General features: G+C 61.0%; 5 protein-coding genes. 2 read left to right on the top strand and 3 right to left on the bottom strand.

Annotation, left to right across the window (positions count from 1 at the left end):
- Positions 1 to 515: 515 nt before the first annotated feature.
- Positions 516 to 1226: a GntR family transcriptional regulator gene (locus tag AC3ITA_RS00605; RefSeq protein ID WP_095946218.1), complete on the bottom strand. Its 711-nt coding sequence runs from the start codon at positions 1224 to 1226 to the stop codon at positions 516 to 518.
- Between the two features lie 196 nt (positions 1227 to 1422).
- Between AC3ITA_RS00605 and lapG the strand changes: the two genes are divergently transcribed.
- A complete protein-coding gene (lapG, locus tag AC3ITA_RS00610; RefSeq protein ID WP_150674306.1) occupies positions 1423 to 2115 on the top strand; it encodes a cysteine protease LapG in 693 nt (230 codons plus the stop codon).
- A gap of 14 nt (positions 2116 to 2129) precedes the next feature.
- On the top strand, positions 2130 to 4076 hold the full coding sequence (gene lapD, locus AC3ITA_RS00615) for a cyclic di-GMP receptor LapD (protein WP_095946216.1): 1947 nt from the start codon (positions 2130 to 2132) through the stop codon (positions 4074 to 4076).
- Positions 4077 to 4123: 47 nt separating this feature from the next.
- Here the strand turns inward: lapD and AC3ITA_RS00620 are convergent, their stop codons facing one another.
- Together AC3ITA_RS00620 and AC3ITA_RS00625 are read right to left on the bottom strand one after the other, a co-directional pair.
- A complete protein-coding gene (locus tag AC3ITA_RS00620; protein ID WP_095946215.1) occupies positions 4124 to 4462 on the bottom strand; it encodes a tryptophan synthase subunit beta in 339 nt (112 codons plus the stop codon).
- A gap of 146 nt (positions 4463 to 4608) precedes the next feature.
- Positions 4609 to 19620: a retention module-containing protein gene (locus AC3ITA_RS00625; RefSeq protein ID WP_489279116.1), complete on the bottom strand. Its 15012-nt coding sequence runs from the start codon at positions 19618 to 19620 to the stop codon at positions 4609 to 4611.
- Positions 19621 to 19754 lie beyond the last annotated feature (134 nt).

Consider the following 19754-nt stretch of genomic DNA (forward strand, 5'->3'; position numbering starts at 1 on the left):
GAGTATTCAACTTTTTCGAAGATGACAAGTTCCAATAAAACTTTTTATGTTGGTTTTATTTTGGCGTAGTTACTCCTTCCGGCTTATATAAGTCAGAATTGAATAAAGAGTGAATGCCTCACTCGAAGTAACTTTTTTGCGGGCGTCGTTTGGGGGTGTCTAAGGGGGTGGAAGTGGGTCGCGAGTGATGCCGATCCTTCCGTTCCCGTGATGAGGCTCCTTCCTTCGCTTCTCGGGGCAGGGACTGCTCCATTCGCACGGAGCGTCACCCGTTTTTTGTCCTGGTTATCCAGAGTGGGCGTAAATCGAGGTGGCCGCCATTACTGAGGCATCATGCAATCGTTGCAATGGTCGGTTTTAAGGCGGCGGGACGTTGGGGCGCGGTATGGCGCCGCAAGGGCGGTTTGGTATGGGGGCAGGGGATTTGTAATCAAATTATTCGCGGAGCATTTGGAGGGAATGCGCGGCAAGCGAGGAAAACCCTTCGGTACATTCCCCGGGCTTGCCGCCGCAGGCTACTTCGACTTGTTCCTGGCCTGTACTTCAGGGCTGTTGAGGTAGCGCGTAATGACCTCGACCCCCCGGTTCAGGTGATGCTCGAGCAGTTGCACGGAACGTTCGACGTCCCGGGCTTCGGCTGCCTGCAACAGTGCCTTGTGGTCATCCTGGGAAAGTTTGCCCAGGCCCATGGCTTCCAGGTTGAAACGCAGGAAGCGCTCTTCTTCGTTCAGGCCGTCCTCGACCAGTTTCAACAGCCGGCGATTCGGCGCCCGGGTGTAAAGCGCCATGTGGAACAGGCGATTCAGTCGACCGATTTCGGTGTAGTCGCTTTCCGTTTCCAGTTCGTCGATGTAGCGGGCAGCCTCTTCGAGATCTTCGTCCCGAAGCAGTGGCACCGACAGACGCAGAGCTTCGGCTTCCAGCAGGATGCGCAGCGCATAGGTTTCCACGGCATCGCCCTGGACCAGCGGCGCGACCACGGCGCCCTTGTGGGCAATCACGTTGAGCAACGATTGCGCTTCGAGTTGGCGCAAGGCTTCGCGTACGGGCATGCGACTGACGCCGAACAGGTCGGCGAGGTCTTGCTGACGCAGGGCCGCACCGCAGGGAATGCGCCCGTCGAGTATGGCCGCGCGCAGGGTTTCTTCGATCACCGAGCGTGCCATGTGTGCGGGAATCGGCCCGTTGACCTTGATGCTGCCGAGAGGGTTGGGCTTTTGTGTCACTAAACGCACCCTGATTGATGGAATATTTTTGGATCCAAGTGACACTAGTAACTGACTGACTGCTTGTCAAACAAGCTCTCGAGTGCCTTTCTTGCAGTTTAGCGCGCCGCCAGTGATCTCACCGTGCCATTGTCTTTTTCCGGGCTAACCTTCACCATTCGAACGACTCCCTCCTGCCTATCCAGGATGCCTTGCATTGGTGGCAAGTTTAACGATTCCCCGGGTTTTACGCTGGCTGTGCAGCGCATTGCTGCTGACTGGCGTGATGCTGGGCAGTTTGAGCGCCGATTGGGATTTTTCCTTGATCAGCCGGCGGGCGCAGGCATTGTACGGACCTTTGGGAGAAGGTCAGCAACGCATTAATGATTGGCAATACTTATTGACTAGCCAGAAGCAGATCGGCGAGCTGGAACAACTCAATGTGGTCAATCGTTTCTTCAACAAGCAGTTGCGATACGTCGAAGACATCGATCTGTGGCATGAAGTCGACTACTGGGAAACCCCGATCGAAGCCCTCTGGAAAGGCGCCGGCGACTGTGAAGACTACGCTATCGCCAAGTACTTCAGCCTGCGACACCTCGGTGTAGCCAGTGAAAAGCTGCGTATCACCTATGTCAAGGCACTGACCCAGAACCGCGCGCACATGGTGCTGACTTACTATTCAAGCCCGGAAGTCGAGCCCCTGGTGCTCGACAGCCTGATTGATGCAATAAAGCCGGCCAGCCAAAGAAAGGATTTGCTGCCGGTCTACTCTTTCAATGCGGAAGGGATGTGGTTGCCGGGTGCCAAGGGCAATAAAAAGGTCGGCGATTCCAAGCGCCTTTCGCGTTGGCAGGATGTGTTGAAAAAAATGCAGGCCGAAGGATTCCCGGTCGAGACGACTAACTAGGAGCACGTGCTCAGATGTCTTTGTTCAAACAGCTGTTGATTGCTATCTGTCTGTTCCTGGTGGTCGCCTTCACCGGCAGTTTCATGGTCAGTCTGGAGAGCTCGCGCACTCAGTACGTCAACCAGTTGCGCTCCCATGCCCAGGACGCCGCGACGGCGCTGGCGCTTTCCCTGACACCGAACATCGACGACCCGGCGATGGTCGAGTTGCTGGTCAGCTCGATTTTCGACAGCGGTTACTACGCGAGCATCCGCGTGGTCGATCTGAAGACCGACCAGGCCCTGGTCGAGCGCACGGGCATTCCGACGGTCAACAGCGTTCCGGACTGGTTCGTCAAACTGATCGGCCTGGAGCCGGCAGGTGGTGATGCGATCGTCAGCCGTGGCTGGGAGCAGGCTGCCCGGGTCGAGGTGGTCAGCCACCCGATGTTCGCGCTGGCCAAGTTGTGGCAAAGCGCTTTGGGCAGCCTGGGCTGGTTGCTGCTTTGTGGCGCGGTCAGTGCGGTACTCGGCGCACTGTTGCTGCGTCAGCAATTGAGACCGCTCGATTACATGGTCCAGCAATCCCACGCCATCGCCCGACGGGAATTCCTCAGCCTGCCGGAACTGCCGCGCACCCCCGAACTTCGCCGGGTGGTACAGGCTATGAACCAGATGGTCGAGAAGCTCAAGGCGCTGTTCCAGGAGCAGGCCGAGCGCAGTGAAAAACTACGGGTCGAGTCCTATCAGGACTCGTTGACCGGGTTGGCCAACCGGCGTTATTTCGAGATGCAATTGAATGCGCGGGTAAGTAACCCGGAGCAGGCCAGTTCCGGTTACCTGCTGCTGTTGCGGGTCAAGGATCTGGCCGGTCTGAATCAGCGTCTCGGTGGCCAGCGTACCGATGAAGTGCTCAAGGCCGTCGGCGAGCAACTGTCTCGCGAGTGCGCCAGATACCCGGAAACCCAAAACCTGGTCACCCGAATCCGTGGTGGTGAATTTGCCGTACTGGCACCGGGGCTGGTGCGCGCGGAAGCACTGCAATTGGCACAGAACCTCGACAGCGCCTTGGCCAGTCTTCACGCTACCGGCGCCACCGATGTGGCTGCCGTGGCGTCTATCGGCCTGGCGCCTTTCGCTCACGGCGACTCGCCGCAAGCCGTGCTCAGCCTCGGCGACCAGGCGCTGGCGCAGGCCGAAGGCCAGGGCGAGCAGAACTGGGCCTGTATCGAGCACAGCCTCTCGGCCAGTGTCGGCGACGATCACCACGCCTGGCATCTGATGCTCGACCAGGCGCTGACACAGCGACGTTTCGAGCTGTATTTCCAACCGGTAGTGGCTGCACAGGACACGCAACTGGTGCTGCACTACAAAGTGCTGTCGCGGCTGCTCGACGAACACGGCCAGACCATCCCCGCCGGACGTTTTCTGCCTTGGCTGGAGCGCTTCGGCTGGACTGCGCGTCTGGATCGGCTGATGCTCGAGCGGGTGTTGGAGCAAATGAGCGGGCATGAGGAGTCGCTGGCGCTGAATCTATCGTCGGCTACCCTGGCCGACCCGCAGGCGCAAAACAAAATCTTCGAGATACTGCGCGCGCACTCCAACCTCGGCCCGCGTCTGACCCTGGAAATTGGCGAAGAGCAACTGCCTGACCAGGCAGTGCTGGAGCAACTGACCCGCCACCTGCGCGAACTCGGGTTTTCCCTGAGCCTGCAACGTTTTGGCGGCCGCTTCAGCATGATCGGCAACCTGGCTCGTCTGGGTCTGGCGTACCTGAAAATCGATGGCAGCTACATTCGGTCGATCGATCTGGAGAGTGACAAACGCCTGTTCATCGAGGCGATCCAGCGAGCGGCGCACAGCATCGATTTGCCGCTGATTGCCGAGCGGGTCGAGACGCAAGGCGAGTTGTCGGTGATTCGCGAGATGGGGCTATACGGTGTGCAGGGCCAGTTGTTCGGCGAGCCCAAGCCCTGGAGCTGATGTGATCGCTCCCACGCAGCGCGTGGAAATGACCGCAGGGGCGCGCGTCAGATCAATCCGGTCTCTTCATCATCGATCAATTGACTCAACCCACCCAACGCCTCACGCGCCTGGTTTCGGTCCATGAGCTTGGCCTGGGCCGCCGTCGGCAGGTCAGTGACGCGGATCACGCCTTTCTGGGTCAGCACCTGAATCAAGTCATCGAGTACCCGGATCATTTCCAGGTCACTTTGCTTGAGCTGTTTGAGGCTGTTTTCCACAGCCGCGTTGGCAAACCAGGCCTGGATCTCATGATTGTCGGCCGACAGCGTTTCCGTAGCCTCGGCATAGGCGGCGGGTTCCACGCGTACCAACAGGCCCTGCGTATCGCGTTGCACGTAAAACATTGAGCATCCCTCGGAATTGAACCAGCGTCGTGCTGTCGGCAGCATAGGTCAACGGCACGCCAGTATGTGGCGCAGCGACGAAATCGTCACCGGGCAGTGGATGCAAACGTGACAGCCGCCCCATAGGGAGCGGCCGTTTTCGTGCATCAGCTGTTGTTGTGATCGACTTTGATGGTCGGGTCGCTACCGGCAATCAGGCTTTGCAGGTTGGCGCTAGACCAGTTATTGCCCTCCAGTTTGATCGTCACGTCCGGCGTGGCGGCTGCGGCATTGCCCGAGTTGAACTGACCGGCCGAGCTGACTTGCAGCGACGACACGCCATCGACCGTGCTGATCTTCAGGAAGTTGTCGATGGTGCTGCCGGTTTCGCCCTGCAACAGATCGCGCAGGTCGATCCGGTCGCCTTCGCTGGCCTTGAAGTCCTTGATCACGTCGTTGCCGGTGTCGCCCGCTTTCCAGACGAAGGTATCACCGCCGGAACCACCGATCAGGATGTCGTTGCCCTGTCCGCCCATCAACGTGTCGCTGCCGGTGCCGCCGAGCAGGATGTCATTGCCCTTGCCACCGTCGAGGTTGTCGTTACCACCCGAGCCGAACAGGATGTCATTGCCCGCACCGCCCAACAGGGTGTCGTTGCCGTCATGGGCACCGGATACATCGAACGCGGTGTAATGCTCGGTGATGTACTGGTGCACATTGCTGGTGGTGACTTTGCTGACTTCCACACCGGATTGCTGCGCCACGAAGGCTTGCATCGCCTGGTAACCCTCGCCGGCAATGCCGTTGAAGCTCACCAGGTCGCCGAACAGAAGGTCGTTGCCGTCGCCACCGCTGACGGTGTCGTGACCCGGCGTTGTCGCTTCGGTGTGGCCGATGATCGAGTTGGCCAGATCCTTCGGATCGATGTTGGTTTGTGGCGATTGATTCGAGTCGTACGGCTTCAGGTCGTTGAGGCCCACTCCGCTGTTGAGGCCAATGGCTTCGACATTCGACAGGTTGCTCAGCAGTGCAAAGCTGCCGGTGGAGTTGCTGATGGTGTCCGAATCGGTGCTGCTGCCGTCGCCGTCACGCGACGAGAACTCGTAGGTGCCGTCACCCTGGGCATGCAGAGAGCCGAAGTTCTTGGATGACCAGCTTTCGCTGCTATTGCCATTGCCGTTGCCGTTGCCGTTGTTGCCGTTGCTGCTGGTGGTCTTGGTCCAGACCGTCACTTGGCCCGAGGCGGAAATGTCGATCTGGTGCGTGCTGTCCGGGAACAGACTGACCGCAGTACCCAGCTGATAGCTTTTGGTGGTGATCAGACTATCGAGTGTTGTGCTGCCATACAGGATCGGGTTGGTCGACTCGCCGCTCTGATAGTAAGTCGGCTTACCGTCAGTAATGAAATACGTGAGGTTCTTCGCCCCGCTGTTGGCCACGGCGTCCGCACTCTGGAACCAGTTGGCCGTGGTTTTGAACACGTCCTCGTAGTTGGTGCCGCCGCCGGACGACATCGAGTCCAGAGTCTGCTTCAACTGAGTCAGTGCATTGGAGTCATTGAGGTTCACCGACACCGACTTGTTGACCTGGGCATCGAAGTCCACCAGGAAGATGTTCACCGTACCCGAATTGCTGCCCAGGCTTTGCTTGAGGGTGTTGAACACCGACGTCAGCGAGTCCTTGGCCGAGTTGATCGACGTGCTACTCATGCTGCCGGAGCTGTCGACCATGAACGCGATGTTGTAGTTGGCGCCTGGCACCACGGTCAGGCCGCCAATGTCGGCGATGATGATGTCGTTGCCGTCGGTGCCGTTGACGGTGTCATCGCCCGCAGTGGCGGTCGCGGCGTTGTAGACCGCCGGGTACACGGTCACGGGAATCTGCGAAGTGCTGCTGGCCGAACCACCCAGGGCCTCGGTGGAGGTCGAGGTCACGGTCAGGTTGAACTGGCCGTTGTAGTACGGTGGTGGAGTGACGGTCAGAGAGCCGAGGCTCCAGCCGGTCACGTTGGCTTCGCCACTGGACGCGGTGACCGTGAAGGTATGTCCCGCGCTGTCGGTGAGCACCGAGCCGACCGGCATACCGCTGATCTTCAGGCTCAGGCTTTCCGAGCCGTCGGTGTCGGTCAGCGCAGTGGTGATGGCGGACAATTTCACACTGGTGCCTTCGGCGCCGGTATTGAGTTTGTAACCGTCGTAGTAGCCCTCGCCATTGGTGCCGTGCAAGTCGGACACGGTCACGCCGGCATTCACCAGATCCGACACGCCGGTGTAAATCGGTACGCCGGCACTGCTCAGGTCGGTTGGTGTGCCGCCATTGACCGACAGATTGACGTCATAGCTGCCCGGGCCACTCTGGTTGTGGTGGTAGATGTCCAGGGTGTAGTAGCCGCTGGTGGTCGGGGTGTACGAACCATTGAGGTTGCCGCCCGCGCCCCAGGTGATCGCGGCGACGTTCTTGCCGCCGATGGTCACCAGCAGGCTGTCATCGCCAACACCGCTGAAGGTGTAGGTCTTGCCGGCTTCGAGGTAGATCAGGCCGGAGGTTTTCGACGCCGTACCGGCGGTCACGCTACCGTCGGACTGCACGTTGGTCACGGTGCCTGTGGAGTTCGGTGTGCCCGCGGCGTCGATCACGTTTTTCAGCGTGGTGGAGTCCGCGCCGCTGCCGCTGGTGCCCAGGCCCGACAGGCCGGTCCAGACTTCCTTGATCAGCCCGGTGGACCTTACGCTGTTGTCGGCAACGCTCAGGGTCGGGGCATCCGCCACCGGAGTGATGTCGATCTTGATCGTGCCGGTGTTGCCCAGTGCCTGGCCGTCGGTTGGCTGGAACTTGATTTGTGCGTAGTCGGACTGATTGTTGCCAAGGTTGGTACCGCTGTATCCGTCCACGCCCGATTCGTTGGCATCCGGCATGAAGCGCAGTTTGCCAGCGTCGACGTCGGCTTTGCTGAAGGTCTGGTTGGCGGCGACATCTTTCCAGGTCGAACCGTCCAGGTACTGCAGTTTGCCCTCGACCGGCAGTTGGGTGATTTTCACGCCCAGACTGGTGGCCGGGCTGTCGACGTCGCTGACGCCGAAGGTCGACCAGCCGAGGACCAGCGGCGTGTCTTCGGTGCCGGTGACGTTGACCGGTGCTGCGACCGGTGCATCATTGACCGCCACCACGTTGACCGTAGTGGTCGCGGTGTTGGAGTAGTTGCTGCCATCGGTCACCGTCACGGTGATGGTACGTGGCACGGTGCTCGGGTTTTCACTGTTGTTGGTGAAGGTGATGTTCTTGATCTGCTGCATGTAGTCGGCCAGCGTCGCGTTACCCGACAGGGTCAGGGTGACGGTGCCATTGGTGCTGTTGGCATTGATGGTGATGCCGTTGACGCTGTTGCCCAGGTTCAGCGCATCGCCGTCCTGACGGTTGGTCAGCACGATGGTCGCGCCGGTCAGCATCGTGCTGTCCGGGTCGGTGATGCTCAGGTCGGTGTCGCCGATCGACACACCCGCCCCCGGGGTGTTCTCGGTGAAGGTCACCTTGTAATCGGCCCCGGTGGCACCGCTGGAGTTGTTGGCGTCGAGGTCCAGTGCTGGTGGTGCATCGTTGTCGATGATCGAAGTGTTGACGCTGCCATTGGACGCGCTGATCGCCAGATTCTCGAAGTTGCCGCCGGTGGCCGAGTCGATCTTGACCACGAAGTTTTCGGTGTTTTCGGTGATCCGGTCATCGATGGTCGAAATGTCGAACGGCACGCTGCTGGCATTCGCCGGGATCTTGACCGTCGTCACACCGGTGAAGTCCACACCATTGGCTGCGGTGCCAGAGTAGGTCAGGGTTACGGTCACTTCACCGTGAGCCGGGTTGGTCAGCGCGAGGGTGTAATGCGCTGCCTGACCCTCGACGACAGATGTATCACCCGTGATGCTGATAGTGGTGATGTCACCGGTGTTGGCCGGCGTATTCGGCGTACCTGAACCTGCTTCATCGGTGACGGCGGTGGTGAACTGGTCTTTGCCCAGGGTCAGTTTCTCGAAACTGTCAGCGCCGCTGACCGATTCCAGCTTGTTGACGATGGACGGCTGGCCGCCGGTGTAGACGTCATCCTTGGCGATGATGGTGGCGGAAGCGGTTGCGGTATTGGCTGGAACGGTGACTTTGGTGCCATCGGAGAGGGTGAACTCCAGCGGACCGTGGTTATTGATCGGCAGACCCGCCGCGTTGGTCAGGGTCACGGTGTAAGTCACCGAACCACCTTCGGCCACGGTGGATTTGTCCGCAGTCAAAGTGGCGATGACTTCGCTGACGGTGTCGGTGATGGCCACGTTGGCCGCGGTGCCGTCGATCACCAGGTTCTCGAAGGCCTTGCCGTCGACGCTGGCCGAACCGACGGTCAGGCTCAGGTTGCTCGGGTCCTTGTAGACGTCGTCACCTTGCACCGGTGCGGTGTAGATGGCCGACAGCTTGCCGGCTTCAATGGTGACGGTGCCGCCGTTGCTCAAGGTGACCTTGAGGTCGTGATCGAGCTTCTGGTCAACCTTGACGGTGAAGGTCGGCGCAAGGTTTTCCTGCACACCGCCGTTGCCTTCGATGCTGACGGTGACCTGGTCGCCCTGGCCCGATGGCTCATCGGTGACAGTGGTGGTGAGCTGGTCCTTGCCCAGGGTCAACTTCTCGAAAGTGTCCGCGCCGCTGACGCTCTCGAGTTTGTTGACGATCGGTGCCTGACCGCCGGTGAACACGTCGTCGGCAGCGGCGATGGTCGCCGTGCCAGTCGCGGTGTTGGCCGGGACGGTAATTTTGGTGCCGTCGGACAGGGTGAATTCCAACGGACCATGGTTATTGATCGGCAGACCGGCCGCGTTGGTCAGGGTCACGGTGTAGGTGACCGAACCACCTTCGGCCACGGTGGATTTGTCCGCAGTCAAAGTGGCGATGACTTCGCTGACGGTGTCGGTGATGGCCACGTTGGCCGCGGTGCCGTCGATCACCAGGTTTTCGAAGGTTTTGCCGTCAACCGTTGCATCGCTGACGCCAATCGAGAGGGTCTGACCGTCCTTGTAAACGTCGTCGCCCTGCACCGGTGCGGTGTAAATGGCCGACAATTTGCCCGCTTCAATGGTGACGGTGCCGCCGTTGCTCAAGGTGACCTTGAGGTCATGGTCGAGTTTCTGGTCAACCTTGACGGTGAAGGTCGGCGCGAGGTTTTCCTGTACGCCGCCATTGCCTTCGATGCTCACCGTGACCTTGTCGGCCTGACCTGATGGCTCATCGGTGACGGTGGTGGTGAACTGGTCTTTGCCCAGGGTCAGTTTCTCGAAACTGTCAGCGCCGCTGACCGATTCCAGCTTGTTGACGATGGACGGTTGGCCGCCGGTGTAGACGTCATCCTTGGCGATGATGGTGGCGGAAGCGGAGGTCCCGTTCGCTGGAACAGTCACCTTCGTACCGTCGGAGAGGGTGAACTCCAACGGGCCATGGTTATTGATCGGCAGACCGGCCGTGTTGGTCAGGGTCACGGTGTAAGTCACCGAGCCGCCTTCGGCCACGCTGGATTTGTCCGCAGTCAGGGTCGCGATCACTTCGCTGACGGTGTCGGTGATGGCCACGTTGGCCGCCGTGCCGTCGATCACCAGGTTTTCGAACGCTTTGCCGTCGACGCTGGCCGAACCGACGGTCAGGCTCAGGTTGCTTGGGTCTTTGTAGACGTCGTCGCCCTGCACTGGCGCGGTGTAGATGGCCGACAGCTTGCCCGCTTCAATGGTGACGGTGCCGCCGTTGCTCAGGGTGACCTTGAGGTCGTGATCGAGTTTCTGGTCAACCTTGACGGTGAAGGTCGGCGCAAGGTTTTCCTGCACACCGCCGTTGCCTTCGATGCTCACCGTGACTTGGTCGCCCTGGCCCGATGGCTCATCGGTGACAGTAGTTTTGACGTCGGTTTGGCTCAGGGTCAGTTTTTCGAAGTTGTCCGCGCCGCTGACCGACTCCAGTTTGTTGACGATCGCTGCCTGGCCGCCGGTGAACACGTCGTCGGCCGCGGCGATGGTCGCCGTACCGGTCGCGGTGTTGGCCGGGACGGTGATCTTGGTGCCGTCGGACAGGGTGAATTCCAACGGACCATGGTTATTGATCGGCAGACCGGCCGCGTTGGTCAGGGTCACGGTGTAAGTCACCGAACCGCCTTCGGCCACGGTGGATTTGTCCGCAGTCAAAGTGGCGATGACTTCGCTGACGGTGTCGGTGATGGCCACGTTGGCCGCGGTGCCGTCGATCACCAGGTTTTCGAAGGTTTTGCCGTCAACCGTTGCATCGCTGACGCCAATCGAGAGGGTCTGACCGTCCTTGTAGACGTCGTCGCCCTGCACCGGTGCGGTGTAGATGGCCGACAATTTGCCCGCTTCAATGGTGACGGTGCCGCCGTTGCTCAAGGTGACCTTGAGGTCATGGTCGAGCTTCTGGTCAAGCTTGACGGTGAAGGTCGGCGCGAGGTTTTCCTGCACGCCGCCGTTGCCTTCGATGCTGACGGTGACCTGGTCGCCCTGGCCCGATGGCTCATCGGTGACAGTGGTGGTGAGCTGGTCCTTGCCCAGGGTCAACTTCTCGAAAGTGTCCGCGCCGCTGACGCTCTCGAGTTTGTTGACGATCGGTGCCTGACCGCCGGTGAACACGTCGTCGGCAGCGGCGATGGTCGCCGTGCCAGTCGCGGTGTTGGCCGGGACGGTAATTTTGGTGCCGTCGGACAGGGTGAATTCCAACGGACCATGGTTATTGATCGGCAGACCGGCCGCGTTGGTCAGGGTCACGGTGTAGGTGACCGAACCACCTTCGGCCACGGTGGATTTGTCCGCAGTCAAAGTGGCGATGACTTCGCTGACGGTGTCGGTGATGGCCACGTTGGCCGCGGTGCCGTCGATCACCAGGTTTTCGAAGGTTTTGCCGTCAACCGTTGCATCGCTGACGCCAATCGAGAGGGTCTGACCGTCCTTGTAAACGTCGTCGCCCTGCACCGGTGCGGTGTAAATGGCCGACAGCTTGCCCGCTTCAATGGTGACGGTGCCGCCATTGCTCAGGGTGACCTTGAGGTCGTGATCGAGCTTCTGGTCAAGCTTGACGGTGAAGGTCGGCGCAAGGTTTTCCTGCACACCGCCGTTGCCTTCGATGCTCACCGTGACCTGGTCGCCCTGACCCGATGGTTCATCGGTGACAGTAGTTTTGACGTCGGTCTGGCTCAGGGTCAGTTTTTCGAAGTTGTCCGCGCCGCTGACCGATTCCAGTTTGTTGACGATCGCTGCCTGGCCGCCGGTGAACACGTCGTCGGCCGCGGCGATGGTCGCCGTACCAGTCGCGGTATTGGCCGGGACGGTGATCTTGGTGCCGTCGGAGAGGGTGAACTCTAACGGACCATGGTTATTGATCGGCAGACCGGCCGCGTTGGTCAGGGTCACGGTGTAGGTGACCGAACCACCTTCGGCCACGGTGGATTTGTCCGCAGTCAAAGTGGCGATGACTTCGCTGACGGTGTCGGTGATGGCCACGTTGGCCGCGGTGCCGTCGATCACCAGGTTTTCGAAGGTTTTGCCGTCAACCGTTGCATCGCTGACGCCAATCGAGAGGGTCTGACCGTCCTTGTAAACGTCGTCGCCCTGCACCGGTGCGGTGTAAATGGCCGACAGCTTGCCCGCTTCAATGGTGACGGTGCCGCCATTGCTCAGGGTGACCTTGAGGTCGTGATCGAGCTTCTGGTCAAGCTTGACGGTGAAGGTCGGCGCAAGGTTTTCCTGCACACCGCCGTTGCCTTCGATGCTCACCGTGACCTGGTCGCCCTGACCCGATGGTTCATCGGTGACAGTAGTTTTGACGTCGGTCTGGCTCAGGGTCAGTTTTTCGAAGTTGTCCGCGCCGCTGACCGATTCCAGTTTGTTGACGATCGCTGCCTGGCCGCCGGTGAACACGTCGTCGGCCGCGGCGATGGTTGCTGTGCCGGTCGCGGTGTTGGCCGGGACGGTGATCTTGGTGCCGTCGGAGAGGGTGAACTCTAACGGACCATGGTTATTGATCGGCAGGCCGGCCGCGTTGGTCAGGGTCACGGTGTAGGTGACCGAGCCGCCTTCGGCCACGGTGGATTTGTCCGCGGTCAAAGTGGCGATGACTTCGCTGACGGTGTCGGTGATGGCCACGTTGGCCACGGTGCCGTCGATCACCAGGTTCTCGAAGGCCTTGCCGTCGACGCTGGCGCCGCTGACACCCACAGTCAGGGTCTGGCCGTCCTTGTAAACGTCGTCGCCCTGCACCGGTGCGGTGTAAATGGCCGACAGCTTGCCGGCTTCAATGGTGACGGTGCCGCCGTTGCTCAAGGTGACCTTGAGGTCATGGTCGAGCTTCTGGTCAAGCTTGACGGTGAAGGTCGGCGCAAGGTTTTCCTGCACACCGCCGTTGCCTTCGATGCTCACCGTGACCTGGTCGCCCTGACCCGATGGTTCATCGGTGACAGTGGTGGTGAGTTGGTCCTTGCCAAGGGTCAACTTCTCGAAACTGTCAGCGCCGCTGACGCTCTCGAGTTTGTTGACGATCGCTGCCTGGCCGCCGGTGAACACGTCGTCGGCCGCGGCGATGGTCGCCGTACCAGTCGCGGTATTGGCCGGGACGGTGATCTTGGTGCCGTCGGAGAGGGTGAACTCTAACGGACCATGGTTATTGATCGGCAGACCGGCCGCGTTGGTCAGGGTCACGGTGTAGGTGACCTGGCCGCCTTCGGCCACGGTGGATTTATCCGCAGTCAGGGTAGCGATGACTTCGCTGACGGTGTCGGTGATGGCCACGTTGGCCGCCGTGCCGTCGATCACCAGGTTTTCGAAGGTTTTGCCGTCGACGCTGGCCGAATCGACGGTCAGGCTCAGGCTGCTCGGGTCCTTGTAGACGTCGTCACCTTGCACCGGTGCGGTGTAAATGGCCGACAGCTTGCCGGCTTCAATGGTGACGGTGCCGCCGTTGCTCAGGGTGACCTTGAGGTCGTGATCGAGCTTCTGGTCAAGCTTGACGGTGAAGGTCGGCGCAAGGTTTTCCTGCACGCCGCCGTTGCCTTCGATGCTGACGGTGACTTGGTCGCCCTGGCCCGATGGCTCATCGGTGACAGTAGTTTTGACGTCGGTTTGGCTCAGGGTCAGTTTTTCGAAGTTGTCTGCGCCAGTGACCGATTCCAGTTTGTTGACGATCGCTGCCTGGCCGCCGGTGAACACGTCGTCGGCCGCGGCGATGGTTGCTGTGCCGGTCGCGGTGTTGGCCGGGACGGTGATCTTGGTGCCGTCGGAGAGGGTGAACTCCAACGGACCATGGTTATTGATCGGCAGACCGGCCGCGTTGGTCAGGGTCACGGTGTAAGTCACCGAACCACCTTCGCCCACGGTGGATTTGTCCGCAGTCAGGGTCGCGATGACTTCGCTGACGGTGTCGGTGATGGCCACGTTGGCCGCCGTGCCGTCGATCACCAGGTTTTCGAAGGTTTTGCCGTCAACCGTTGCATCGCTGACGCCAATCGAGAGGGTCTGACCGTCCTTGTAGACGTCGTCGCCCTGCACCGGTGCGGTGTAGATGGCCGACAATTTGCCCGCTTCAATGGTGACGGTGCCGCCATTGCTCAGGGTGACCTTGAGGTCGTGATCGAGTTTCTGGTCGACCTTGACGGTGAAGGTCGGCGCGAGGTTTTCCTGCACGCCGCCGTTGCCTTCGATGCTGACGGTGACCTTGTCGCCCTGGTTGTCGCTCGGGGTGCCCGAGCCCGGTTCGTCGGTGACGGAGGTTTCGACTGCGGTCTGGCTCAGGGTCAGTTTTTCGAAGTTGTCTGCGCCAGTGACCGATTCCAGTTTGTTGACGATCGCTGCCTGGCCGCCGGTGAACACGTCGTCGGCCGCGGCGATGGTTGCTGTGCCGGTCGCGGTGTTGGCCGGGACGGTGATCTTGGTGCCGTCGGAGAGGGTGAACTCTAACGGACCATGGTTATTGATCGGCAGGCCGGCCGCGTTGGTCAGGGTCACGGTGTAGGTGACCGAGCCGCCTTCGGCCACGGTGGATTTGTCCGCGGTCAAAGTGGCGATGACTTCGCTGACGGTGTCGGTGATGGCCACGTTGGCCACGGTGCCGTCGATCACCAGGTTTTCGAAGGTTTTGCCGTCAACCGTTGCATCGCTGATGCCAATCGAGAGGGTCTGACCGTCCTTGTAGACGTCGTCACCTTGTACCGGCGCGGTGTAGATGGCCGACAGCTTGCCCGCTTCAATGGTGACGGTGCCGCCGTTGCTCAAGGTGACCTTGAGGTCATGATCGAGTTTCTGGTCGACCTTGACGGTGAAGGTCGGCGCGAGGTTTTCCTGCACACCGCCATTGCCTTCGATGCTGACGGTGACCTTGTCGCCCTGGTTGTCGCTCGGGGTGCCCGAGCCCGGTTCGTCGGTGACGGAGGTTTCGACTGCGGTCTGGCTCAGGGTCAGTTTTTCGAAGTTGTCCGCGCCGCTGACCGACTCCAGTTTGTTGACGATCGCTGCCTGGCCGCCGGTGAAGACGTCGTCGGCGGCGGCGATGGTCGCCGTACCAGTTGCGGTGTTGGCCGGAACGGTAATTTTGGTGCCGTCGGACAGGGTGAATTCCAACGGACCATGGTTATTGATCGGCAGACCGGCCGCGTTGGTCAGGGTCACGGTGTAGGTGACCTGGCCGCCTTCGGCCACGGTGGATTTGTCCGCAGTCAGGGTCGCGATGACTTCGCTGACAGTGTCAGTAATTTCGACCTTGGCTTCGCCACCAATGACCAGATTCTCAAACGTCTTACCGGCAACGCTAGCATCAGCGATACCCAGCGAGGCGCTACCACCATCCTTGTAGACGTCATCACCTTGCGCCGGCAATGCATAGCCAACTTGAGTTGCGCCTGCGGCGATGATCACAGTTTGGCCGTTGCTGAGTGTCACCGTCAGGTCGTGATCCAGCTTCTGGTCGAGTTTGATGGTGAAAGTCGGTGCCTGGTCTTCCAGCACCGGACCAGCGCTTTCGATGGTAACCGTGACCTTGTCGATCACATCGGAAATCGTAGTGACTGCTGGAGTGTTGTTGAGCACCAGGTTTTCGAAGTTGCCGCCGGTGGTACCGGTGATGGTGGTGCTGACGGTGCTGCCGTTGACATAAACGTCGTTGGCCGCCGTCGGCACGTTGACGCTGCCGCTGGTCTGGCCCGCCTCGATGGTGATGACCGAGCCATTGCTCAAGGTCACGGTCATCGGCGTGCCGGCCGGGTTGCTCAGGGTGGCGGTGTAGATGATCTGGCCGCCTTCGCTGATGTTGCCGGTGGCGGTCAGGGTCAGGCCGGTGTTGTCCACGGAATCGGTGATGGTGGTCACGGCCGGGGTGGTGTTCGGCACCAGGTTTTCGAAGTTGCCGCCGGTGGTACCGGTGATGGTGGTGCTGACGGTGCTGCCATTCACGTAAACGTCGTTGGCTGCCGTCGGCACGTTGACGCTGCCGCTGGTCTGGCCCGCCTCGATGGTGATGATCGAGCCATTGCTCAAGGTCACGGTCATCGGCGTGCCGGCCGGGTTGCTCAGGGTGGCGGTGTAGATGATCTGGCCGCCTTCGCTGATGTTGCCGGTGGCGGTCAGGGTCAGCCCGGTGTTGTCCACGGAGTCGGTGATGGTGGTCACGGCCGGGGTGGCGTTGGGCACCAGGTTTTCGAAGTTGCCGCCGGTGGTACCGGTGATGGTGGTGCTGACGGTGCTGCCGTTGACATAAACGTCGTTGGCCGGGGTTTCGACCACGACGTTGCCAGTGGTCTGGCCCGCTTCGATGGTGATGACCGAGCCATTGCTCAAGGTCACGGTCATCGGTGTGCCGGCCGGATTGCTCAGGGTCGCGGTGTAGATGATCTGGCCGCCTTCGCTGATGTTGCCGGTGGCGGTCAGGGTCAGCCCGGTATTGTCCACGGAATCGGTGATGGTGGTCACGGCCGGGGTGGTGTTCGGCACCAGGTTTTCGAAGTTGCCGCCGGTGGTACCGGTGATGGTGGTGCTGACGGTGCTGCCGTTGACATAAACGTCGTTGGCCGGGGTTTCAACCACGACGTTGCCAGTGGTCTGGCCCGCCTCGATGGTGATGACCGAGCCATTGCTCAAGGTCACGGTCATCGGCGTGCCGGCCGGGTTGCTCAGGGTGGCGGTGTAGATGATCTGGCCGCCTTCGCTGATGTTGCCGGTGGCGGTCAGAGTCAGGCCGGTGGTGTCCACGGAGTCGGTGATGGTGGTCACGGCCGGGGTGGCGTTGGGCACCAGGTTTTCGAAGTTGCCGCCGGTGGTACCGGTGATGGTGGTGCTGACGGTGCTGCCGTTGACATAAACGTCGTTGGCCGCCATCGGCACGTTGACGCTGCCGCTGGTCTGGCCCGCTTCGATGGTGATGACCGAGCCATTGCTCAAGGTCACGGTCATCGGCGTGCCGGCCGGGTTGCTCAGGGTGGCGGTGTAGATGATCTGGCCGCCTTCGCTGATGTTGCCGGTGGCGGTCAGGGTCAGCCCGGTGTTATCCACGGAGTCGGTGATGGTGGTCACGGCCGGGGTGGTGTTCGGCACCAGGTTTTCGAAGTTGCCGCCGGTGGTAGCGGTGATGGTGGTGCTGACGGTGCTGCCGTTGACATAAACGTCGTTGGCCGCCGTCGGCACGTTGACGCTGCCGGTGGTCTGGCCCGCCTCGATGGTGATGACCGAGCCATTGCTCAAGGTCACGGTCATCGGCGTGCCGGCCGGGTTGCTCAGGGTGGCGGTGTAGATGATCTGGTCGCCTTCGCTGATGTTGCCGGTGGCGGTCAGGGTCAGCCCGGTGTTGTCCACGGAGTCGGTGATGGTGGTCACGGCCGGGGTGGTCTTCGGCACCAGGTTTTCGAAGTTGCCGCCGGTGGTACCGGTGATGGTGGTGCTGACGGTGCTGCCGTTGACATAAACGTCATTGGCCGCCGTCGGCACGTTGACGCTGCCGCTGGTCTGGCCCGCTTCGATGGTGATGACCGAGCCATTGCTCAAGGTCACGGTCATCGGCGTGCCGGCCGGGTTGCTCAGGGTCGCGGTGTAGGTGATCTGGCCGCCTTCGCTGATGTTGCCGGTGGCGGTCAGGGTCAGCCCGGTGGTGTCCACGGAGTCGGAGATGGTGGTCACGGCTGGGGTGGCGTTGGGCACCAGGTTTTCGAAGTTGCCGCCGGTGGTACCGGTGATGGTGGTGCTGACGGTGCTGCCGTTGACATAAACGTCGTTGGCCGGGGTTTCAACCACGACGTTGCCAGTGGTCTGGCCCGCTTCGATGGTGATGACCGAGCCATTGCTCAAGGTCACGGTCATCGGTGTGCCGGCCGGGTTGCTCAGGGTCGCGGTGTAGGTGATCTGGCCGCCTTCGCTGATGTTGCCGGTGGCGGTCAGGGTCAGCCCGGTGGTGTCCACGGAGTCGGAGATGGTGGTCACGGCTGGGGTGGCGTTGGGCACCAGGTTTTCGAAGTTGCCGCCGGTGGTACCGGTGATGGTGGTGCTGACGGTGCTGCCGTTGACATAAACGTCGTTGGCCGGGGTTTCAACCACGACGTTGCCAGTGGTCTGGCCCGCTTCGATGGTGATGACCGAGCCATTGCTCAAGGTCACGGTCATCGGTGTGCCGGCCGGATTGCTCAGGGTCGCGGTGTAGATGATCTGGCCGCCTTCGCTGATGTTGCCGGTGGCGGTCAGGGTCAGGCCGGTGGTGTCCACGGAGTCGGTGATGGTGGTCACGGCCGGGGTGGTGTTCGGCACCAGGTTTTCGAAGTTGCCACCGGTGGTACCGGTGATGGTGGTGCTGACGGTGCTGCCGTTGACATAAACGTCATTGGCCGCCGTCGGCACGTTGACGCTGCCGCTGGTCTGGCCCGCCTCGATGGTGATGACCGAGCCATTGCTCAAGGTCACGGTCATCGGCGTGCCGGCCGGGTTGCTCAGGGTGGCGGTGTAGATGATCTGGCCGCCTTCGCTGATGTTGCCGGTGGCGGTCAGGGTCAGCCCGGTGTTATCCACGGAGTCGGTGATGGTGGTCACGGCCGGGGTGGTGTTCGGCACCAGGTTTTCGAAGTTGCCGCCGGTGGTACCGGTGATGGTGGTGCTGACGGTGCTGCCATTCACGTAAACGTCATTGGCCGCCGTCGGCACGTTGACGCTGCCGCTGGTCTGGCCGGTGGCAATGGTAATGGTCGAACCGTTGGACAGGGTGACGGTCACCGGTGTCTGCGCCGGGTTGCTCAGGGTCGCGGTATAGGTAATCTGGCCACCTTCGGTGACGGTATTGCCGGCCGTCAGAGTGACCGTGGTGGTGTCGACGGTATCGGTGATCTGGGTCACGGCAGGGGTTGTCGGCGGTGTCACTGTGATGCCGGTGCCGCCGCTGGTGCTGGTGACAGTTACTTCGATCTGGGTCGCGTCGTTATAGACAGTGTCGTTCGCCGCCAATGGCACATTGACGGTGCCGGTGGTCGAGCCAGCGGGAATCACGATCACGGCGCCGTTGGACAAGGTGACAGTCAGGTCGCTCAGCGGTGCCTGGGTGAGTGTCGCGGTGTAGACCAGCACGCCACCGGCCTCGGTGATGGTCGGCGTGGCACTGAGGCTGAGGACTGAATCACTCGGGGTAATGGCGTTGGCATTGGCATTGGCATTGGTGGTCTGGCTACCCGGGATTTCCAGGGTGGTTTGCGCAGCCGAGTTGATACCCTCAGTCGGGAAACCAATGGTCGGGTCGACGCGGCCAGCCGTAGCGTCGAGCACCACGAAACTGTGACCACCACCGGCGGCACCGCCAGAACCCGACGCCGTCGGACCTGCAGCGGTGGCTTCAAGGTCTTTGGTCGGGTCGGCACCGGCGACAATGGCTTGCTGCAACTCTTCAACGGACGGAGCGGCCTGCGCGGTGGCTGCTGCCAGGTCGGTGCCGGAGTCGGGGGCGTCAGCGCTCCACTGGGTGTCACGGCCCAGATCCAGAGTGCGGCCATCGGCCAGTTCCAGGGACACGGCACCGGAAAGGCCGGTGTCGATCTGGTCACCGGCGAACAATTTGTCTCCTTCAACGAGAACGCGGCGGTTGCCCTCTGGGGACACCACGAAAACCTGACCGACAATGCTTTTGACGATGGCAACAACACTGCTCATTGAAGACTCTCCGGGGTGTCACGTTCAGTTGGCTTCCATGGACCTGATGGCGTTTGCGCCGACCAGTCTGGACGTACATTGCAAAATAGATGCACAAGTTTGACGCATCAAATCGTCAATAATTTGGCTATATT

The sequence above is a fragment of the Pseudomonas sp. GL_090 genome (assembly GCF_057837765.1).